We start from the raw sequence: 18,353 nt of genomic DNA, 5'->3' as shown, positions 1-18,353 counted from the left end.
ATGGCCGATTCGGGATTGGGACGATGCTGCTGATGCTGCGGGTAATGCTGGTTTTGCTGATGCCGGGTGTTGCGCTGGCGCTGGATTACCGGCCGGCGGAAATGCCGCCGGCGGATTTCTCCTCGCGTCAGTATATTGACAGCAAGGGCTGCGTGTTCCTGCGCGACGAGGAAACCGGGGAATGGAAGGCGCGGGTCTCGCGCGATGGCTCGCCCATCTGCGGCTATCCGCCGACGCTGTCCGCGCGCGGGCTGGACGGCAAGCCCAAGCTCAAGGTGCTGGACCCCGATGCCGGACGCTCGCGCGCCGAATTGCTGGAAGAGGCGCTGGCCGAAACGGTCCTGACCAATCTGCGCCCCGGCGAATTGGCCAGCGATCCCACGCCGATGGAAAAATTGCCCGATATGGGACCCGAGCCGGATATTTCCTCGGCCCCCGGCGATGCGCTCAAGGCGGCGCTGGCTGCCGCGCCCGACATGCGCCGCAGCATGGGCGAGGCATTGCAGCCCAACAAGCGGCTGTGCGAACTGCTGGGCTATGACGGCACGGCCAATCCCGGCGCGCTGGCAACCGATCCAAGCCAGGGCTATTGCGATTCATTGCCGGCTGCGGATCTGTCACGCCTGACCTTCATCCGCCCGGTGGACAGTATCCAGAACCCCGAACCTGCCGGCGAAACGCCTGCTGCGACCAGCCCGGAAATGCCGGCTGCAGCGGTGCCTGAGGTTCGCTCTGCGACCTCGCCCAAGGCCGAGCCCCCCGCCAAGCCAAAGGTTGCCGAGGCTGCAATCGCGCCCAAATCCGAGCCGGCGAAGCCTGCCGCCGCCAAGCCCGATCAGGAAACCGCGCCCAGGCCTGCCGATGCCGGCGCCAAGGACAAGCCCCAGCCGCAAGCTGTCCCGAAAAAGCCTGCTGAAAAAGCGCCTGCATCTGAGAAACCTGCGGCCAAGGCTCCGGCTGCGAAAACGCCCGCTGCGACCGTACCCGCTGCCACAATGCCTGCTGCCGAGGCTCCTGCTGCTCAGACCCCGTCCGCCCCGGCTGCGGTCGTCGCCAAACCCAAGCCCGAGGCTGCACCGTCCACGGGTGGCATGATGATCCCTGCCGGCGCGCGCTATGTTCAGGTCGGGACCTATGCCGATGCCGCGAATGCGGATCGCGTGGCGCAGGCCATCGCTGCCATGGGCTATCCGGTGTTGCGCGGCAAGGACAAGGTCGGCACACGCGCGGTGCAGTACATCATGGCCGGGCCCTTCAATGACCGACAGTCCATCGTCAAGGCGATGGACAGCATCCGCCGCGCCGGGTTCAAGGATGCCTATCCGCGCTGACGCGGCTGCACCTTGGCGGGCAGTTCGGGAATGGCGTTGCCCTGTACGCGGTTGGCGTTCGGAGCTTTCATAAGGGGGCTGCGACTGCCGCTTGTGTGGTGATGCAGCGCCCTTGGCCAGCAGATCACTGGTCGCAGATCTCCTGCAGGGCCACCCATTCGCGATCGCTCAGGACCGGGCGGGGTTCGGTGGTGCGAAAGGGATCGGCCTCGATCAGGCCCAGCGTCGCCTCGCCCGTCGGATCAAGCGACCGGGCATAGGGTTCGCTCGAAATGCCGGCACGGGCGAAATAGTCCAGCAGCACGTCGTCATCGGGGCGGGGCACCGGGGCGGCCAACAGTTTTTCACCGTAACCGGCCAGCGATGATGCCGGCAGCGTGCCGTTTGTCAGCAGATGAAAGGTCGCGCGCGGCCCGGCATGGCGCAGCGCGCCCAGCAAGGGCGGGGCCTTGATCGCCGTGGCCTGCGCGGCAAGGATGTGACCGGCCGCGACCTCAGGGGTGACCTGTCCCGCGATCAGATCCTCGCCGATCACCGTGACCGGACCGGGCAGTTGTAGCGCGCCGCGCAGGGTGGCGGGCACAATCTCGATCTGCGCATCCGGCCCGATCAGGCGCTGTGCCAGTTTCTTGCGCACCATATCGCCCGCCGGGCGCGAGCAGGGGCTGCCGGTTGTCTTGGCGATCTCGCTCAGGATCATGCGGCCGATCTCGGCGCGCTGGGCGGGGGGCGCGACATCGGCGGCGTGCCTGACCAGCGCCGGAGGCACCCAGAAGACGGCCAGCGCCGCCATGACCGCCGCCGCCCCCAGCATCAGCCCGCCGCGCAGGCGGCCGGGATGGGGTTTGCGGGCCTCGATGACGCGATGCAGCTTGGCGATCGCGGCGATCATCAGATCGTCCTCGATTTCCAGTTCTTCATCGGCATCGACGCCTCCGGGGGCATAGCGCGCAGGGGTCTTGCCGGGATTGATCCGGGTGACGGCGGGCAGCGACCAATGCGCCAGCGGTACCTCGGAACGGGGATCGGTCAGAACCAGCGTCGCATCGCCAAAGGACACGATGACGTCGCGGGCCTGCGCCAGCGGCGTTTCGCGCCAGATGCCTGCGGCCTCGAGCCGTTGATATTGGTTCAGCGCCGTCATGCTTGCGCCACCGGTTCCTGCTGCCTTGCCCTGACCTTAAGCCAAGCGAGGCGGTGGTCAACTTCGCCCCTTGTCACGAAAAAACCACCGCTGCGCCAGAGCGTCCGGCTGCGGACGGGGGAAAAATTCGTCTCGCTTGCCACGGGCCAAGGTGTGAAATCGCCGCAGAATTGTTCGCGACAAAAGCAACACGCCACATGCGTGTCCGGCGCGGCCCGGTCATGTTGCAATGGCCGGGCCGGAGGGCCTGGGTGTCTCAGGCTTCCTCGGGGACGGTCATGCCGCGATCCCGCGCCAGTTCCCGGATACGCTTTTGCAGCTTTTCAAAGGCGCGCACCTCGATCTGGCGGATCCGCTCGCGCGAGACGTCATAGCGCGCCGACAGATCCTCCAGCGTCATCGGGTCGTCGCGCAGCCGCCGCTCCATCAGGATGTCCTTTTCGCGGTCGTTCAGCACATCCATGGCGGAAATCAGCATTTCACGACGCGCCGACATCTCGTCAGCCTCGGCAAAGGCTTCGGCCTGATTGGCGTCCTCGTCCTCCAGCCAGTCCTGCCATTGCGCCGTCGATTCGCCGTCGCCCGAACCCACCGTCGCGTTCAGCGAGGCATCGCCCCCCGACAGGCGGCGGTTCATGTCGATGACTTCCTGTTCGGTCACGTTCAGGTCATGGGCGATCAGGGCGACGTTCTCGGGGCGCAGGTCGCCTTCCTCAAGTGCGCCCAGCTTGGACTTGGCCTTGCGCAGGTTGAAGAACAGCTTTTTCTGCGCGCTGGTCGTGCCCATTTTCACCAAGGACCACGACCGCAGGATATATTCCTGGATCGAGGCGCGAATCCACCACATCGCGTAAGTGGCCAGCCGGAAGCCTTTTTCCGGGTCAAAGCGCTTGACCGCCTGCATCAGGCCGACATTGGCCTCCGAGATGACCTCGGCCTGGGGCAGGCCATAGCCGCGATAGCCCATGGCGATCTTGGCGGCCAGCCGCAGGTGGCTGGTCACCAGACGCTGCGCGGCCTCGGGGTCCTCATGGTCCACCCAGGCCTTGGCCAGCATGTATTCCTCTTCGGGTTCCAGCAGGGGAAACTTGCGGATTTCCTGAAGATAGCGGTTCAGCCCCTGTTCGGGGCTGGGCGCCGGAAGGTTCTGATAAGTTGCCATCTGAAAATTCCCTGTCCCGCGGTTTTAGCGGGTAAATGTGAACGCTATCAGCGTATTTCAAGTTCCGCCGTGCCGGAAGCCCCGCGCAGCCTGTCCAGAAGCCCGGCCATATCGGGCGGCAGCGGGCTGGTAAAACTCAGCCTGTCGCCGCTGACCGGATGGTCAAAGCCCAGCTCGGCCGCATGCAGCGCCTGACGGGGAAAACCGGCGATAGCACCGGCCAGATCCGCCCCCAAAGCCTTGGCCGAGGCGCGCCTTGCCCCACTATAGACCGGGTCGCCGACCAGTCCCAGCCCGGCATGGGCCATATGCACGCGGATTTGATGGGTGCGCCCGGTTTCCAGCCGGCATTCGACCAGCATGGCGGCGGGCGGCGTGCCGAATGCCTCAAGCGGGCGGGCCCGCGTCACCGCATGGCGGCCGCGGTCAAAGCTGACCGCCTGACGCTGGCGATCGGTCGGGTGGCGGCCCAGCATGGTGGTGATGCGCAGGACGCCGCCCGGCTCAAAGGCGATGCCGGGCAACCCGCGCAGCCGCGCATCGGCGGCGTCGATCATGCCGTGGGCAAGGGCCAGATAGCGGCGGCTGGCGCTGTGATCGGCGAATTGCCGCGCCAGCCCCTGATGGGCGCGGTCGGTTTTCGCCACCACCAGCAGGCCGGACGTGTCCTTGTCGATGCGGTGCACGATCCCCGGGCGCGCCGCCCCGCCGATCCCCGACAGGCTGTCGGCGCAATGCCAGAGCAGCGCGTTCACCAACGTTCCAGAGGGTGCGCCGGGGGCGGGATGGACCACCATGCCGGCGGGCTTGTCGACCACGATCAGGTCGGCATCCTCATAGGCGATGTTCAGTGGAATGTTTTCGGGCCGGGCGTCCAGCGCCTCGGGCTCGCCGATCTCGATGCTGTATTCGCCCGGCTCGGCCCGGGCCTTGCCGTCGCGCACGGGGCCAGAGGGCCCGGTCACCGCGCCCTCGGCGATCAGCCGCGTCAGGCGCGAGCGCGACAGCGCAGCCTCCTCTGGCGCGGCGGCGGCAAGGGCCTTATCAAGCCGGTCGGAAAGACCTTCGGGAATGGTGATGAGGATTTCGGCCATGGCGCGGGATGATAAGGTGGAACCGGGGCCAGAGGAAGCGCTGCCGATGCTGCGCTGGCTGCGCATCCTCGTGACCTCGCTGGCGGTGGTGATGGGGGTGGGGGTGCTGGCGATCGCGGGGCTTTTGTGGCTGCGCCTGTCCGAGGCACCCTTGCCCGAGCTGCCCGAACAGATCGCCCTGCCCGAAGGCGCCGCGCCCGCCGCCGTCACCTTTGCCCGCAACTGGGTCGTGGTGGTGACGGAAACGGGCGAGGTGCTGCTTTACGACAGGCAGGGCCGGCTCAAGGACCGGGTTCAGCCCTGAGTTCAGCCCTGGGGCTTGCCCTCAAGCGCGTCCAGACGGGCGCGCAATTCGGCATTCTCGGTGCGGGCCTTGATCGCCATTTCGCGCACCGCCTCGAATTCCTCGCGGGTGACGAAGTCGCGCTCGGCCAGCCAGCGGTCGATCCAGCCGTTGAAGGCGGTCTGGGCCTCGTCCTTGGCGCCCTGGGCCACGCCCATGGCATTGGTCATCAATTTCGAGAGATCGTCGAAGAAACGGTTGTTCGCGGTCATGGCGGGCCTTTCGGATCGGGTTTGCCCCCTATATGGCCTTCCCGCAGCGGCTGTTCAATCGCTTGACGGCCGATGCCGACCGCTTAGCCTGCCCCGAAGACGAGGAGCCCATGATCCCTTTCCCGCAGATCTCGCCCGAAATCTTCACGATCCAGCTTTTCGGCATGGAACTGGCGCTGCGCTGGTATGCGCTGGCCTATCTGGTCGGGTTGCTGATCGGCTGGTGGATCGTGACCGCGCTGATGCGCCGGCCTGCGCTTTGGGGCGATGCGCCCCCGATGCGGCCCCAGCAGGTCGAGGAATTGCTGACCTGGATCATCCTTGGCGTGGTGCTGGGCGGGCGTCTGGGATTCGTGCTGTTCTATGAACCGGCCTATTATCTGGCGAACCCCTCGCAGATCCCGGTGCTCTGGAAGGGCGGCATGTCCTTTCATGGCGGGTTTCTGGGCGTGGTTCTGGCCTCGTGGTGGTTCTGCCGCCGGCATGGGATCAATCTTCTGCGGCTCTCGGATGCGCTGGCGGTGGCGACACCCATCGGGCTGGGACTGGGCCGGATCGCGAATTTCATCAATGCCGAGCTGTGGGGCCGTCCGACCGATGCGCCCTGGGGGGTGATCTTTCCCGGCGTGGCCGCGCAGGATTGCCCGGGTGTCGAGGGGCTTTGCGCGCGCCATCCCAGCCAGCTTTACGAGGCCGGGCTTGAGGGTGTGCTGCTGGCACTGGTCCTGTTCGCGCTGGTCCGCGCGGGCGGCTTGCGCCGTCCGGGGCAGGCGCTGGGGATCTTCCTGATGGGCTATGGCCTGTCGCGCTTTGTGGTCGAGTTCTTTCGTCAGGCCGATGCGCAATTCATCACCCCCGACAACCCGCTGGGCCATGTGCTGGGCGGGCCGGTCTGGGGGATCACCATGGGCCAGCTGCTGTCGTTGCCGATGGTGCTGGTCGGGCTGGTCTTCCTGATCCGGGCGCGCAGGCGTCCTGCCGTCGCAAGCCAGATCGCCGCATGACGCCTTTGGCCCAAGTGATCGCGGCCCAGATCGCCGCCTCGGGGCCGATGCGGCTGGACGAATACATGCGGCTGTGCCTGCTGCATCCGCGCCATGGCTATTACGCCACGCGCGACCCCTTTGGCGTGGCAGGTGATTTCACCACCGCGCCCGAGATCAGCCAGATGTTTGGCGAGATGATCGGGCTGGCGCTGGCGCAGTCATGGCTGGATCAGGGCCGCCCCGCGCCCTTTACGCTGGCCGAGATCGGGCCGGGGCGCGGCACGCTGATGGCCGATATCCTGCGCGCGATCCGCATTGTCCCCGGCATGCATGAGGCGGCGCAGGTCACGCTGATCGAGGCCTCCCCACATCTGCGGCAGGTCCAGCGCGACAGGCTGGGGGCGGTCCAGCACCTCGATTCCGTCTCAGATCTTCCTGAAAGCGCTTTGTTTTTGATAGCAAACGAGTTTTTCGACGCGCTGCCGATCCGGCAATTCCAGCGCGCCGAACAGGGCTGGGCCGAGCGGGTCGTGCATCTGGACGATGCCGGCAATCTGGCGCTTGGCCTTGCCGCGCCGACCCCCGGCCCCGAGGCACGGTTGCGCGAGATCCACGAGCTCTGCCCCGAGGCTGCGCCGATCATGACCCAGATCGCCCGGCGCATCGCTGACCATGGCGGGCTGGCCATCGCCATCGATTACGGAAACTGGCAGGGCTGGGGCGACACGTTTCAGGCCCTGCGCCGCCACGCGCCCGAGGACCCCCTTGCCCATCCCGGCGAGGCCGATCTGACCGCCCATGTCGATTTCGCGCCCTTGGCGCAGGCTGCGCAGGCGGCGGGGGCGCGGGTTTCGCGCATGGTCACGCAGGGCGAATGGCTGCTGCGGCTGGGCATTGCGGCCCGTGCCGAGCGGCTGGCGCAGGCCGGCGATCAGGACGCGATGGCGGCGCTTCATCGCTTGACCGCGCCTGCGGAAATGGGTCACCTGTTCAAAGTTCTGGCCCTTTGGGCGCCAGATGTGCCAGTTCCCCCCGGATTCGAACCTCTGGACAATGATGCACACGACGCTGGAAATCCTGACCCATCCGCTGCTTGACCCGGTCCGGCACGGCTTTTTCACCCGGCGCGGCGGCGCCTCTTCGGGGCTGTTCGCGGGGCTGAACTGCGGTTTTGGCTCAAGCGATCAGGGCGAGATCGTGGCGATCAACCGTGCCCGCGTGGCCGAGGCGATGGGGGTGGCCCCCGCGGCGCTGCTGACCGTGCACCAGACCCATTCGGCCGAGGTCGCGGTGGTCACCGACGCCGCGCAATTGCCGGAAATCGGCAAGACGCGCGCCGATGCCATCGTCACCGACCAGCCCGGCATCGCCATCGCGGTGCTGACCGCCGATTGCCAGCCGATCCTGTTGGCCGATCCGCAGGCTGGCGTCATCGGCGCTGTCCATGCTGGCTGGAAAGGCGCACTTGCCGGCGTGATCGAGGCCGCTCTGGGGGCCATGGCCGACCTTGGCGCGCGCCGCATCCGCGCCGTCATCGGCCCGACGATCAGCCAGCGCGCCTATGAGGTCAGCCCGGAATTCATGGACGAATTCCTGAGCGACGATCCCGGCCATCACCGCTTTTTCGCCGGTGGGCCGAACGGGCGGCCGATGTTCGATCTGCCCTCCTATGGGCTGATGCGGCTGCGCGAGGCGGGCACTGATGCGGAATGGATCGGCCGCTGCACCTATACCGATCCCGAGCGGTTCTTTTCCTATCGCCGCAGCACCCATCTGCACGAGGTCGATTATGGCCGGCTGATCTCGGTCATCCGGCTGTAGCCATGGCCGATCCAACGGTCATGGCCGCGCTGACCGGGCGCTGGCGCTTTCAGCGCCATGCCTCAACCGGCGAGCGCATGCAGGGCACGGCGGAGTTCCGGGCCGACAGTCCGGACTGCCTGCGCTATCACGAGGAAGGCCGCGCGATCCTGCCCGACGGGCGCGAGCTGAGCTTCTTTCGCAACTATCTCTACCGGATCGACGGGCAGGGCATGACGATCCTGTTCGACGGACCTTCGCAGGGGCTGTTCCAGCGCGTCGATCTGGTTTGGGCGAATGGCGCATGGACGGGGCAGGGCCATCATCCCTGCGGGCAGGACATCTATCGGTCGGATTATCGCATCCTGCCGGGACGGCCGCCTGCGCTGATGATCCGCCACCGCGTCACCGGCCCGAAAAAGGACTATCTGCTGGAAACGGACTACGTTCCCGCGTCTTAACCCTGCGTTGCCGCGCGTTCCTCGACGATCGAGAAGGGCACGCCCGGCTCGTCCTTGGCGCAGCGGATCACGAGGCTGGTCTTGACCGAGGCGACATTCGGGGCCGAGGTCAGATGCTCGGTCAGGAAACGCTGGAAGGTCGGCAGGTCGGGCGAGACGCATTTCAGGATGAAGTCGATCTCGCCGTTCAGCATGTGGCATTCGCGGACCAAGGGCCAGCCCTGGGCCAGCGCCTCAAAGGCGGAAAGGTCGCGCTCGGACTGGTTGATCAGCCGCACCATGGCAAAGACCTGCACCTCGAATCCCAGCTCGCGCGCGTCGATATCGGCGTGATAGCCGCGGATATAGCCCATTTCCTCAAGCGCGCGGACGCGGCGCAGGCAGGGCGGCGCGGAAATTCCTACCCGGCGGGCCAGCTCGACATTGGTCATCCGGCCATCCGCCTGCAGTTCGGAAAGGATTTTCCGGTCGATTTCGTCTAGTCGGGCGGCGCTCATCAATGTCCTCGTGGGCCGGGTGTCGGCCTGAATTTTTTCCGGAAACTACCGTGCCGGGTGTATTCGCGCAATATAATTTCAAAAATTCCCTTGGGGCACGGTCGTACCTTCCTGCGGATTGCATGCGGGCGCGGGCGTGATTACCTAGCGCGGCAACGCGAAAGCTTCAGCCCAAGGTCCGTCCATGTCCCACGCCCCCACCCCCGCCGAGACCGCACTGCCTGCCCATAGCCGCGTGCTGATCGTCGGATCCGGCCCCGCCGGCTATACCGCCGCCGTCTATGCCTCGCGCGCCATGCTTGAGCCGGTGCTGATCCAGGGCATGCAGCCGGGCGGCCAGTTGACCATCACCACCGAGGTCGAGAACTGGCCCGGCGAGACCGAGATCCAGGGCCCCGACCTGATGGTCAAAATGGAGGCCCATGCCGCCGCCATGGGCGCGCGCATCTTCATCGACACGGTGACGCGGCTGGACCTGAAGGCGCGTCCTTTCGTGGCCGAACTGGATTCGGGGCGACGCATCACCGCCGACGCGGTGATCCTTGCGACCGGCGCGCAGGCCCGCTGGCTCGAGCTGGAAAGCGAAGAAAAGTTCAAGGGTTTTGGCGTTTCGGCCTGCGCGACCTGTGACGGATTCTTCTATCGCAACCGCGAGGTGGTGGTGGTCGGTGGCGGCAATACTGCGGTCGAGGAAGCGCTGTTTCTGACCAAATTCGCCAGCAAGGTGACGCTGGTTCATCGCCGCGACAGCCTGCGCGCCGAAAAGATCCTGCAGGATCGGCTGTTCAAAAACCCCAAGATCAACGTGATCTGGGATCATGAGGTGCTGGAGGTCCAGGGCGACGAACAGCCTTTGGGCGTCACCTGCGTGCGGTTGCGCAATCTCAAGACCGGCACTGAGCAGACCGTGCCGGCGGACGGGGTGTTCGTCGCCATCGGCCATGCGCCGGCCTCCGAACTGGTGGCGGGCCAGCTGGAGCTGCATCACGGCGGCTATGTGAAGGTCGAGCCGGGTTCGACCCGCACCTCGATTCCCGGCGTCTTTGCGGCGGGCGACCTGACCGACCACATCTATCGTCAGGCGGTGACCAGCGCCGGCATGGGCTGCATGGCGGCGCTGGATGCCGAGCGCTGGCTGGCCGATCACCACATGGCCGGCGCCCCCGCCCCGGACGAGGCGGAAATTCCCGCCTGAGACGCCCGGGCCGGGACGGCGTTCCGGCCATACGCTGCTGCCGCGAAAGCCTTTGCGGCGGCGCGGCGGCGCGCGGAAACCAAGCCTTTTCGGTCAGATTCCGGCCTTTTGGCGATGCATGGCCGATATGCGACACAGTGCGGGAAAACCCTGAAACCTTCTGTTGAATCCGCGAAATTTGACGGCTAAGGGCAAGCCGAAACCGGGGGCCGGGATTTTTTCGGCCGCCATGTCCTTTTTCGCTGTGGGCCAGCTGTTCCGGCCCTGATCAAACCGCCGAGTAACCGATGACCCAGCCCAACCTTGCCCCGATCCCCGAACTTTATGTCAGCGCCGATTCGGCGCAGAAGCTCAAGACCGAAGCCGGCAACATGCCGTCCTGGGATCTGACCCCGCGCCAGATCTGCGACCTTGAACTGTTGATGAATGGCGGCTTCTACCCGCTGAAAGGCTTCCTGACCGAGGCCGATTACAATTCCGTGGTCGAGGACATGCACCTGACCACCGGCGATATCTGGCCGATTCCGGTGAACCTGGACGTCAGCCAGGACTTCGCCGACAAGATCGAGCCGGGCCAGGACATCGCGCTGCGCGATCAGGAGGGCGTCATTCTGGCGATCCTGTCGGTCACCGACAAATGGGTCCCGAACAAGGCGCATGAGGCCGAGCAGGTCTTTGGCGCCGACGATCTGGCGCATCCGGCGGTGAACTACCTGCACAATACCGCCGGCCCGGTCTATCTGGGCGGCCCGATCACCGGCATCCAGCCGCCGACGCATTACGATTTTCGCGGCCGCCGCGACACCCCCAATGAACTGCGCGCCTATTTCCGCAAGCTGGGCTGGCGCCGCATCGTCGCCTTCCAGACCCGCAACCCGCTGCACCGCGCCCATCAGGAACTGACCTTCCGCGCCGCGCGCGAAGCGCAGGCCAACCTGCTGATCCACCCGGTCGTCGGCATGACCAAGCCGGGCGATGTGGACCACTTCACCCGCGTGCGCTGCTATGAGGCGGTTCTGGACAAATATCCGGCCGCGACCACGCATCTGAGCTTGCTGAACCTTGCCATGCGCATGGCCGGCCCGCGCGAGGCGGTCTGGCACGGCATCATCCGCCGCAACCACGGCCTGACCCATATGATCGTCGGCCGCGACCATGCCGGCCCGGGCAAGAACAGCAAGGGCGAGGATTTCTACGATCCCTATGCCGCGCAAGAGCTGTTCCGCAAATATCAGGACGAAATCGGCATCGAGATGGTCGATTTCAAACAGATGGTCTATGTGCAGGAACGCGCGCAATACGAGCCCCGCGACGAGGTCGAAGACGGCGCGACCATTCTGGATATCTCGGGGACCGAACTGCGCCGCCGCCTGCGCGAAGGTCTGGAAATCCCGGAATGGTTCAGCTTCCCCGAGGTGGTGACCCAGCTGCGCCGCACCTCGCCGCCGCGCAACAAGCAGGGCTTCACGGTGTTCTTCACCGGGCTTTCCGGCTCGGGCAAGTCGACCATCGCCAACGCGCTGATGGTCAAGCTGATGGAGATGGGCGGCCGTCCGGTGACGCTGCTCGACGGTGACGTGGTGCGCAAGCACCTGTCCTCGGAGCTGGGCTTCAGCAAGGAACACCGCGACATCAACATCAAGCGCATCGGCTTTGTCGCCAGCGAGATCACCAAGAACGGCGGCATCGCCATCTGCGCCCCGATCGCGCCCTATACCGCGACGCGGCGCGCCGTGCGCGAGATGGTCGAGGCTGGCGGCGCCTTCATCGAGGTCCATGTCGCGACCACGCTTGAGGAATGCGAACGCCGCGACCGCAAGGGCCTCTACAAGCTGGCGCGCGAAGGCAAGATCAAGGAGTTCACCGGCATTTCGGACCCCTATGAAGAGCCCGTGAACCCCGAGCTGCGCGTCCAGACCGAGGGCGTCGATGTCGATCACGCCGCCCAGCAGGTGCTCTTGAAGCTGGAAGGCATGGGGCTGATCGGCCTGAAATAAGCCGGGAGCCGTGACATTTCGGGGGCCGCGCCGGCGTTGACCAGCGCGGCCCCTTCGCATATCGCGGGATAGACGATGTGAAGGGAGTGCCGATGACCGAGCCCGTTCTGATCCTGACGATGAAATGGGGCACGATCTATGGCGCCGAGGACGTCAACCGGCTTTACCGTCAGGTAAAGCGCCATCTGGCCCGCCCGCACCGCTTCATCTGCTTTACCGACGACGCCGAGGGCATCGATCCGGGCGTCGAGGCGCTGCCCTTGCCGGAACTGGGCTTGCCCAAAGGGCATGGCGACACCCGCTGGCGCAAGCTGGCGCTGTTTCGCGCCGATCTGGGCGGTTTCACCGGCATGACGGCGCTGTTTCTGGATCTGGATCTGGTGGTCGTCGATGACCTCTCGGATTTCTTCGATCTTCCAGGCGAATATTTCATCATCCGCGATGACGACTTGTTTCGCCCCAAGCCGCTGCGCCGGTTGAACCCCGAACGCGACCGTTTCCTGCATTCCGTGGGCAACAGCTCGGTCTTTCGCTATGTCGTGGGCGCGCACAGCTATATCCTTGACGCCTATCTGGCCGATCCGGTCGCCGCGACCGCCGGCTATGAGATCAGCCAGCAGTTCCAGTCCGCGCAACTGGCCAAGCATGGCCATCTGAACTATTGGCCGCGTGGCTGGTGCGTCAGCTTCAAGAACGATTGCGTGCCGCGCAATATCCAAAGCTATCTGAGCGATCCGACGCTGCCCGCGCGGGCCAAGATCGTGCTCTTTGCCGGCGCCCCCAAGATGGAGGACGTCTTTGCCGGTCGCGGCCATAAATGGTATCGCCGCATCGGCAATATCGACTGGCTGCGCAAGGCATGGCAGGGATGATCGCGGACGCCTTCCGGCGCTGGAAGCATGCCCGCCGCATCGCCCGGGCCGAGGCCGAGATCATGTCCCGCGATCTCCAGCCGCGCCCGCACGGTCTGCCCTCGGAACTGGTGGTCAGCCTGACCAGCTATCCGGCGCGCTTTGCCCATCTGCATCTGGTGCTGCGCTCGTTGCTGGCGCAAAGCCTTCGTGCCGACCGGGTGATCCTGTGGCTGGATGCCGAGCATGAGGCGTTGCTGCCCCGTGCCGCGCATCTGCCGGGGCTCGAGGTGCGGATCTGTCCGAACTGGCGCTCCTACAAGAAGATCGTGCCGACGCTGATCGAGGCACCCGGTGCCCATATCGTCACCGCCGATGACGATATCTATTACGGTCCGGACTGGCTCGAGCGGCTGGTCACCCATGCCGGCGCCGGTGTCGCCGCCCATCGCGCCCATCGCGTGACCATGGCGGGCGATCAGCCGCGCAGCTATGACGACTGGCGGCGCAATATCGAGACGCCCGAGACCGGGCCCTTGATCTTTCCGACCGGGGTGGGGGGCGTCCTCTATGCGCCCGGCGTCTTTCACGAAGACGTGACCGACGCGGCGCGGTTTCAGGAACTTGCGCCCTTGGCCGATGACGTCTGGCTTTACTGGATGCACCGGATGCGCGGCTCGAACCCGGCCAAGATCGGCAGGCGTTTCCGCATCACCGAATGGCCAGATACGCAGGCCCAGAACCTGCGCGGCACCAATCTGGCGGGCGATGGCAATGACCGCGCCGTCAGTGCAATGCTCAAGCGCTATGGCTGGCCGGCCTGAACATATCGTTCTGATTTTATCTATCGCATTGATTTCTGGTTGAAAATCTCGCAATCTGTTTCCGGCTTCGTTGGGGCGAACCCGCTGAAAGGGGGCGGTCGTGGCGACTTGGATGGCGAGTGTCCGTTTCCCGGATGGTCGCGTGCAATACGCGACCTATTGTGCAGTAGTCTTTGCAGTTCTGGATGACCTCTATACCCGCTTTCTGACGGTGGGAGAGGCCGATTCCACCGGCTTTGTCATTCGCAAGGCGGCGGTCGCCGGACCTCCGCTGCCGCGTTACCCCAATATGCCGATCTCGGATGTCGATGAGCTGATTCCGGTGCGGATCGAGGTCGATCCCGATGGCGAGAACTGGGCGGCACTGTTCTGCCCGACCCAGAACCAGCTTGTCGGACCGATGGGCAGCCGGGTCATCAGCGACATGCAGCACTGTCTGCCACTGATCTCGCAGCGGGGCAGGCTGCATCTGCAGGTACCCGGAACCGGTCAGACCTTTTGCGGTCAGGAGGTGATCGGCAAAGAGGTGCCGTTTCGCGACACAAGCCCCTTTGGCCTTGCCGGGACCGGTGCGCCCCCCGCGCGGCGCGACCTTTTTGCGGAATGGAAAGGGGGCAAGGTTTGTCGCCATTGCCTGATCAATTCGCTGACCGCGCATTGGCAATGGTCGCAGAACGCCCTTGTTGCCGGACTGACAAATTCGTGACGCGTTGAATGCCGCCGCGGGTCGCGCAGGCCATAGGCCGTGTCTTGCGGTAATCTGCTGATCTCAGGCGGTCGCCATGGTCGCGGGGCGGGCGGGGCAAAAATGCGCCCCGCCCGTCAATGCATCAGTGGACGCTGACCGGGGTCAGCTCATTCTGGCGGGCCAGAATAAAGGCCAGGTCGCGGTCCTTGACCAGCGCCAGTCTTTCGCCGTCGACGCCATGGACGGCGTAAAGCGCGTCCACATCCGGCACCTGCCGGCGGACTTCGTCGGGCAGCGTGTCCAGCGCGACGCGGCGGATATAGACGGTATTGCCCGAGGTCTCCGGGCTGAAGTCAAATTTCTCGTTCATTTGCGATCCCCTTTCATTTGCGGCTGATCGGAATGCTTTGCACGATGCTGTCAGGGACAGACCGGCGCAGGTCGATGTTCAACAGTCCGTTTTCCAGCCCGGCCGAGACCACCTCGACCCCGTCCGCCAGCACGAAACTGCGCTGAAAGGCGCGGGCGGCAATGCCGCGATGCAGGAAGACGCGGTCCGCCTCTGGCTCGGCCTGACGGCCGCGAATCACCAGCTGGCGATCTTCAAGCGTGATGGCCAGATCGTCGTCGCAAAATCCGGCCACGGCCAGCGTGATGCGGAACCCGTTCGGACCCTGATGTTCGATATTATAGGGCGGATAGCCCTCGGCGCCCTTGGCGGCCCGTTCGGCCAGGCGCTCAAGCTGGTCGAACCCCAGCAGGAACGGATGTGCGGCCAGACTGATCTTGGTCATTTCCCCAAGCCCTTTGCAGTAAAGCGACTGTCGGCCAGACCCCAGAATGGCGATCCGGCAGGGACAATATGTGAACGCAGGCCCCGATCCGCAAGATGCGTCCGGTTTGTTAACCAGGATTGGGCAAAGCCGTTAACAACCCATTAACAGTGCGCGGGCGCCGCGCTATAAGCGATCAAGTCCAGCCCGAGGCCCGACATGAATGCCCATCACGAAATGTCCCATGAGGAAATCGCCCGCACCCGGCTGGAGGTCCTGCGGCGCGAGCATCGTGATCTCGACGAGGCCATCGCCGCGCTGGCCAATCAAAGCCTGACCCATTCGCTGACCCTTCAGCGGCTGAAAAAGCAGAAGCTGTCCCTGAAAGACCGCATCGCCCGGCTTGAGGACGAGCTGACCCCCGATATCATTGCCTGATTTCCCGCGCCTGATTGCATGCGCGCGCCCGTCGCGCTAGGGCGGGGCAAACGCGACAGTCAGGGGGATCGCCATGGACAAACCCGTCGGAATCATCATGGGCAGTCAGTCCGACTGGCCCACCATGCGCGAGGCGGCGAGTATCCTTGACGAGTTGGGCATCGGCTATGAGGCCAGGATCGTCAGCGCGCACCGCACCCCCGACCGGCTGTGGGACTATGGCAAGAGCGCTGTCGAACGCGGGCTCAAGGTCATCATCGCCGGCGCGGGCGGGGCGGCGCATCTGCCGGGCATGATGGCCTCCAAGACCCGGGTGCCGGTGATCGGCGTGCCGGTCCAGACCCAGGCGCTGTCGGGCGTCGATTCGCTTTACTCGATCGTGCAGATGCCCAAGGGCTATCCGGTCGCGACCATGGCCATCGGCGCGGCGGGTGCCGCCAATGCCGGGCTGATGGCGGCGGGGATTCTGGCGATCAATGACCCTGCGCTGGCGGCGCGGCTGGATGCCTGGCGCGCGGCCCTGTCCGCATCCATCCCGCAGGAGCCCAAGGATGACTGAGCTTGCCCCCGGTTCGACCATCGGCATTCTGGGCGGCGGCCAGCTTGGCCGCATGCTTTCGGTCGCGGCCAGCCGTCTGGGCTATCGCTGCCATGTCTATGAACCCGCCGCCGCGCCTGCGGGCGATGTGGCCCATGCGGTAACGAATGCGCCCTATGAGGATCAGGCCGCCCTGCGCGCCTTTGCCGAATCGGTCGACGTCATCACCTATGAGTTCGAGAACGTGCCAACGGCGGCGCTTGACCTGCTGGAATCGATCCGGCCGATCCGCCCCAACCGCCGGGCGCTGGCGGTGTCGCAGGACCGGCTGACGGAAAAGGATTTTCTGGCCGGGATCGGGCTGAGGACCGCACCCTATCGCAATGTCGAGACCGAGGCCGACCTGCCCGCCGCGCTGGCCGATCTGGGCGCGCCCGCGATTCTCAAGACCCGGCGCATGGGTTATGACGGCAAGGGCCAGATCCGCTTTCGCGACACGGATCAGCGCGACTGGACCGGCGTCCCATCGGTGCTTGAGGGGTTTGTCGATTTCACGGCCGAGATCAGCGTCATCGTGGCGCGGGGCGCGGACGGGCAGGTCGCAGCCTATGACCCCGGCCTGAACGTCCATCGCGAGGGGATCCTGCGTACGACCACCGTGCCCTGCGGATTGCCCGCCTCGCTTTTGACCGATGCCGTGCTGATGGCCGCGCGCATCGTCAATGCGCTGGATTATGTCGGCGTGATGGGGGTCGAACTGTTCGTGACCCCGCAGGGGCTGGTGGTGAACGAGATCGCGCCGCGCGTCCATAATTCGGGCCACTGGACGCAGGCCGGCTGCGCCGTCGACCAGTTCGAGCAGCATATCCGCGCCGTCGCCGGCCTGCCTTTGGGCGATGGCCAGCGCTATGCCGATGTCGAGATGGAGAACCTGATCGGCGACGACATGGCGCGCCTGCCGGAATTGCTGCGCAAGCCGCGCGTGCAGGTCCATCTTTACGGCAAGGGCGAGGCGCGCCCGGGCCGCAAGATGGGGCATGTCAACCGGCTGCTGTAAGGGCGGCTTTGACGCGCGCGAACTCGGCCCGGTTTCCGGGAATGCCCAGCCGCAGCCAATGCGGATGCCATGGGAAAATCCGTCCCCAGATGCCGGCGCGGGCCAGTTGATCCTGCGCCGTCCGGGCGTCCGGGGTGTGATAGAGCCGGAACAGATGCGTGCCCCCCGTTAGCCGCCAGCCGTGTTGGGTGACGATCTGGTCCAGATGCAGCGCGGCCTCGGAGAGCCATGTTACGGTTTCCTCGGACCATTTCTGGTCGGCAAGCGCCGCCGCGCCGATCTCCAGCGCCGGGCCGCTGACCGACCACGGGCCGGCGCGCTCGGCCAGCCGGGCCAGCAGGTCGGGGGCGGCGATGGCAAAGCCCAGCCGCAGCCCGGCCAGCCCCCAGAACTTGCCGAAGGATCGCAGGACGGTCACGTTCGCGGGCCGGGCAGGGGCCACGGACAGGTCCGGACGCGGATCGGCAAAGCTCTCATCGACGACCAGATGCCCGACCGTGGCGGCGATCCCGGCGATCTGCGCCGGGGTGAATTCGCGCCCGTCGGGGTTGTTCGGATTGACCACCACCGCCAGATCGGCGCCGACGAGGCCCGCCACATCCTGCGGCGTCTCGACCTGCCAGCCCGCCGCGCGCAGGCTGGCCGCATGTTCGTTATAGGTCGGCGACAGCACGGCGGCGCGACGCCCCGCCAGCACATGCGGCAAAAGCTGGATCGCGGCCGAGGCCCCGGCCATGGGCAGGACCTGATCCGTCGCGCAGCCGAATCGTGCGGCGGCCAGCGCGGAAAGCCGCGCCTCGTCCGCAGCGGTCGGCAGGGCGGTCAGCGCATGGGCCGACAGGGGCGCGGCCTGCCACGGCCTGCGATTGATGCCGGTCGACAGGTCGATCCAGTCCGTATACCCGAATCGTTTCGCCGCCCGGTCGATATCGCCGCCATGATCGCGCATCCGTTTACCTCTT

General features: G+C 65.8%; 22 protein-coding genes. 14 read left to right on the top strand and 8 right to left on the bottom strand.

Annotated features, from left to right (window positions below; genetic code table 11):
- Nucleotides 1–23 precede the first annotated feature (23 nt).
- The gene (locus DFP89_RS05770; protein ID WP_245948609.1) at nt 24–1,331 is read left to right on the top strand and encodes an SPOR domain-containing protein; all 1,308 of its coding nucleotides are present in this window, start codon (nt 24–26) and stop codon (nt 1,329–1,331) included.
- Nucleotides 1,332–1,455: 124 nt separating this feature from the next.
- Here the strand turns inward: DFP89_RS05770 and DFP89_RS05765 are convergent, their stop codons facing one another.
- From DFP89_RS05765 to DFP89_RS05755, 3 genes are all read right to left on the bottom strand, one after another.
- Entirely contained in the window at nt 1,456–2,475 is a 1,020-nt protein-coding gene (locus tag DFP89_RS05765) for a hypothetical protein (protein ID WP_114348458.1), read from the bottom strand.
- Between the two features lie 256 nt (nt 2,476–2,731).
- Nucleotides 2,732–3,637 (bottom strand): RNA polymerase sigma factor RpoH, encoded by a 906-nt coding sequence (gene rpoH, locus DFP89_RS05760; RefSeq protein WP_114348457.1) that lies wholly within the window; start codon nt 3,635–3,637, stop codon nt 2,732–2,734.
- A gap of 47 nt (nt 3,638–3,684) precedes the next feature.
- Nucleotides 3,685–4,731: an RluA family pseudouridine synthase gene (locus DFP89_RS05755; RefSeq protein ID WP_114348456.1), complete on the bottom strand. Its 1,047-nt coding sequence runs from the start codon at nt 4,729–4,731 to the stop codon at nt 3,685–3,687.
- Here DFP89_RS05755 and DFP89_RS05750 point away from each other — a divergent pair.
- Nucleotides 4,730–5,035 (top strand): DUF6476 family protein, encoded by a 306-nt coding sequence (locus DFP89_RS05750; RefSeq protein ID WP_245948608.1) that lies wholly within the window; start codon nt 4,730–4,732, stop codon nt 5,033–5,035. The two genes, DFP89_RS05755 and DFP89_RS05750, sit on opposite strands and share 2 nt — an antisense overlap.
- Nucleotides 5,036–5,037: 2 nt before the next feature.
- Here the strand turns inward: DFP89_RS05750 and DFP89_RS05745 are convergent, their stop codons facing one another.
- Nucleotides 5,038–5,286 (bottom strand): accessory factor UbiK family protein, encoded by a 249-nt coding sequence (locus DFP89_RS05745; RefSeq protein WP_114348455.1) that lies wholly within the window; start codon nt 5,284–5,286, stop codon nt 5,038–5,040.
- Nucleotides 5,287–5,396: 110 nt separating this feature from the next.
- Here DFP89_RS05745 and lgt point away from each other — a divergent pair, with 110 nt between their 5' ends.
- The 4 genes from lgt to DFP89_RS05725 are packed head-to-tail and all read left to right on the top strand — an operon-like array spanning nt 5,397 to nt 8,533.
- Nucleotides 5,397–6,290 (top strand): prolipoprotein diacylglyceryl transferase, encoded by an 894-nt coding sequence (gene lgt / locus DFP89_RS05740; protein WP_114348535.1) that lies wholly within the window; start codon nt 5,397–5,399, stop codon nt 6,288–6,290.
- A complete protein-coding gene (locus DFP89_RS05735; protein ID WP_114348454.1) occupies nt 6,287–7,369 on the top strand; it encodes a class I SAM-dependent methyltransferase in 1,083 nt (360 codons plus the stop codon). The genes lgt and DFP89_RS05735 overlap by 4 nt, the downstream gene beginning before the upstream one ends.
- Nucleotides 7,329–8,093, top strand: coding sequence for a peptidoglycan editing factor PgeF (pgeF, locus tag DFP89_RS05730; protein WP_114348534.1), 765 nt, complete (start codon nt 7,329–7,331; stop codon nt 8,091–8,093). Before DFP89_RS05735 ends, pgeF begins: the two co-directional genes overlap by 41 nt.
- 2 nt (nt 8,094–8,095) lie before the next feature.
- Complete coding sequence (locus tag DFP89_RS05725; protein WP_114348453.1) at nt 8,096–8,533, top strand: DUF6314 family protein; 438 nt, start codon at nt 8,096–8,098, stop codon at nt 8,531–8,533.
- Here DFP89_RS05725 and DFP89_RS05720 read toward each other — a convergent pair.
- Nucleotides 8,530–9,030 (bottom strand): Lrp/AsnC family transcriptional regulator, encoded by a 501-nt coding sequence (locus DFP89_RS05720; RefSeq protein WP_114348452.1) that lies wholly within the window; start codon nt 9,028–9,030, stop codon nt 8,530–8,532. The two genes, DFP89_RS05725 and DFP89_RS05720, sit on opposite strands and share 4 nt — an antisense overlap.
- Nucleotides 9,031–9,214: 184 nt before the next feature.
- Between DFP89_RS05720 and trxB the strand changes: the two genes are divergently transcribed.
- The 5 genes from trxB (at nt 9,215) to DFP89_RS05695 (ending at nt 14,603) form a co-directional block, all read left to right on the top strand.
- A complete protein-coding gene (gene trxB / locus DFP89_RS05715; RefSeq protein ID WP_114348451.1) occupies nt 9,215–10,225 on the top strand; it encodes a thioredoxin-disulfide reductase in 1,011 nt (336 codons plus the stop codon).
- A 287-nt stretch (nt 10,226–10,512) separates the two neighbouring features.
- Nucleotides 10,513–12,222 carry a bifunctional sulfate adenylyltransferase/adenylylsulfate kinase gene (locus DFP89_RS05710; RefSeq protein WP_114348450.1) on the top strand — a complete coding sequence of 570 codons (1,710 nt, stop codon included), beginning with the start codon at nt 10,513–10,515 and terminating at the stop codon, nt 12,220–12,222.
- A gap of 92 nt (nt 12,223–12,314) precedes the next feature.
- Entirely contained in the window at nt 12,315–13,094 is a 780-nt protein-coding gene (locus DFP89_RS05705) for a hypothetical protein (RefSeq protein ID WP_114348449.1), read from the top strand.
- Complete coding sequence (locus DFP89_RS05700; protein ID WP_114348448.1) at nt 13,091–13,897, top strand: glycosyltransferase family 2 protein; 807 nt, start codon at nt 13,091–13,093, stop codon at nt 13,895–13,897. The genes DFP89_RS05705 and DFP89_RS05700 overlap by 4 nt, the downstream gene beginning before the upstream one ends.
- Nucleotides 13,898–13,997: 100 nt before the next feature.
- On the top strand, nt 13,998–14,603 hold the full coding sequence (locus DFP89_RS05695) for a hypothetical protein (protein WP_147273271.1): 606 nt from the start codon (nt 13,998–14,000) through the stop codon (nt 14,601–14,603).
- A 124-nt stretch (nt 14,604–14,727) separates the two neighbouring features.
- Here the strand turns inward: DFP89_RS05695 and DFP89_RS05690 are convergent, their stop codons facing one another.
- Both DFP89_RS05690 and DFP89_RS05685 read right to left on the bottom strand, forming a co-directional pair.
- Nucleotides 14,728–14,955 carry a DUF1150 family protein gene (locus tag DFP89_RS05690; protein WP_114348446.1) on the bottom strand — a complete coding sequence of 76 codons (228 nt, stop codon included), beginning with the start codon at nt 14,953–14,955 and terminating at the stop codon, nt 14,728–14,730.
- Between the two features lie 13 nt (nt 14,956–14,968).
- A complete protein-coding gene (locus DFP89_RS05685; RefSeq protein WP_114348445.1) occupies nt 14,969–15,379 on the bottom strand; it encodes an Hsp20 family protein in 411 nt (136 codons plus the stop codon).
- Nucleotides 15,380–15,577: 198 nt separating this feature from the next.
- Here DFP89_RS05685 and DFP89_RS05680 point away from each other — a divergent pair, with 198 nt between their 5' ends.
- The 3 genes from DFP89_RS05680 to DFP89_RS05670 all read left to right on the top strand — a co-directional run bounded on the left by DFP89_RS05680 (nt 15,578) and on the right by DFP89_RS05670 (nt 17,391).
- Nucleotides 15,578–15,796: a YdcH family protein gene (locus DFP89_RS05680; protein WP_114348444.1), complete on the top strand. Its 219-nt coding sequence runs from the start codon at nt 15,578–15,580 to the stop codon at nt 15,794–15,796.
- A 73-nt stretch (nt 15,797–15,869) separates the two neighbouring features.
- On the top strand, nt 15,870–16,355 hold the full coding sequence (gene purE / locus DFP89_RS05675) for a 5-(carboxyamino)imidazole ribonucleotide mutase (protein WP_114348443.1): 486 nt from the start codon (nt 15,870–15,872) through the stop codon (nt 16,353–16,355).
- Complete coding sequence (locus tag DFP89_RS05670; protein ID WP_114348442.1) at nt 16,348–17,391, top strand: 5-(carboxyamino)imidazole ribonucleotide synthase; 1,044 nt, start codon at nt 16,348–16,350, stop codon at nt 17,389–17,391. The genes purE and DFP89_RS05670 overlap by 8 nt, the downstream gene beginning before the upstream one ends.
- Here DFP89_RS05670 and cobD read toward each other — a convergent pair.
- The gene (gene cobD, locus DFP89_RS05665) at nt 17,375–18,340 is read right to left on the bottom strand and encodes a threonine-phosphate decarboxylase CobD (RefSeq protein WP_114348441.1); all 966 of its coding nucleotides are present in this window, start codon (nt 18,338–18,340) and stop codon (nt 17,375–17,377) included. The genes DFP89_RS05670 and cobD overlap by 17 nt on opposite strands.
- Between the last annotated feature and the right edge of the window lie 13 nt (nt 18,341–18,353).

It is taken from the genome of Paracoccus lutimaris (assembly GCF_003337565.1).
Taxonomy (GTDB): Bacteria; Pseudomonadota; Alphaproteobacteria; order Rhodobacterales; family Rhodobacteraceae; genus Paracoccus; species Paracoccus lutimaris.
Note: the sequence above shows the minus strand (reverse complement) of the source record. Positions and strands in the feature narration are given on the sequence as shown.

Coding starts and splice junctions, on each gene's coding strand:
- DFP89_RS05770 (WP_245948609.1), top strand. CDS start 24: ATGCTGCTGATGCTGCGGGTAATGCTGGTTTTGCTGATGCCGGGTGTT.
- DFP89_RS05765 (WP_114348458.1), bottom strand. CDS start 2,475: ATGACGGCGCTGAACCAATATCAACGGCTCGAGGCCGCAGGCATCTGG.
- rpoH (WP_114348457.1), bottom strand. CDS start 3,637: ATGGCAACTTATCAGAACCTTCCGGCGCCCAGCCCCGAACAGGGGCTG.
- DFP89_RS05750 (WP_245948608.1), top strand. CDS start 4,730: ATGGCGCGGGATGATAAGGTGGAACCGGGGCCAGAGGAAGCGCTGCCG.
- DFP89_RS05755 (WP_114348456.1), bottom strand. CDS start 4,731: ATGGCCGAAATCCTCATCACCATTCCCGAAGGTCTTTCCGACCGGCTT.
- DFP89_RS05745 (WP_114348455.1), bottom strand. CDS start 5,286: ATGACCGCGAACAACCGTTTCTTCGACGATCTCTCGAAATTGATGACC.
- lgt (WP_114348535.1), top strand. CDS start 5,397: ATGATCCCTTTCCCGCAGATCTCGCCCGAAATCTTCACGATCCAGCTT.
- DFP89_RS05735 (WP_114348454.1), top strand. CDS start 6,287: ATGACGCCTTTGGCCCAAGTGATCGCGGCCCAGATCGCCGCCTCGGGG.
- pgeF (WP_114348534.1), top strand. CDS start 7,329: ATGCACACGACGCTGGAAATCCTGACCCATCCGCTGCTTGACCCGGTC.
- DFP89_RS05725 (WP_114348453.1), top strand. CDS start 8,096: ATGGCCGATCCAACGGTCATGGCCGCGCTGACCGGGCGCTGGCGCTTT.
- DFP89_RS05720 (WP_114348452.1), bottom strand. CDS start 9,030: ATGAGCGCCGCCCGACTAGACGAAATCGACCGGAAAATCCTTTCCGAA.
- trxB (WP_114348451.1), top strand. CDS start 9,215: ATGTCCCACGCCCCCACCCCCGCCGAGACCGCACTGCCTGCCCATAGC.
- DFP89_RS05710 (WP_114348450.1), top strand. CDS start 10,513: ATGACCCAGCCCAACCTTGCCCCGATCCCCGAACTTTATGTCAGCGCC.
- DFP89_RS05705 (WP_114348449.1), top strand. CDS start 12,315: ATGACCGAGCCCGTTCTGATCCTGACGATGAAATGGGGCACGATCTAT.
- DFP89_RS05700 (WP_114348448.1), top strand. CDS start 13,091: ATGATCGCGGACGCCTTCCGGCGCTGGAAGCATGCCCGCCGCATCGCC.
- DFP89_RS05690 (WP_114348446.1), bottom strand. CDS start 14,955: ATGAACGAGAAATTTGACTTCAGCCCGGAGACCTCGGGCAATACCGTC.
- DFP89_RS05685 (WP_114348445.1), bottom strand. CDS start 15,379: ATGACCAAGATCAGTCTGGCCGCACATCCGTTCCTGCTGGGGTTCGAC.
- DFP89_RS05680 (WP_114348444.1), top strand. CDS start 15,578: ATGAATGCCCATCACGAAATGTCCCATGAGGAAATCGCCCGCACCCGG.
- purE (WP_114348443.1), top strand. CDS start 15,870: ATGGACAAACCCGTCGGAATCATCATGGGCAGTCAGTCCGACTGGCCC.
- DFP89_RS05670 (WP_114348442.1), top strand. CDS start 16,348: ATGACTGAGCTTGCCCCCGGTTCGACCATCGGCATTCTGGGCGGCGGC.
- cobD (WP_114348441.1), bottom strand. CDS start 18,340: ATGCGCGATCATGGCGGCGATATCGACCGGGCGGCGAAACGATTCGGG.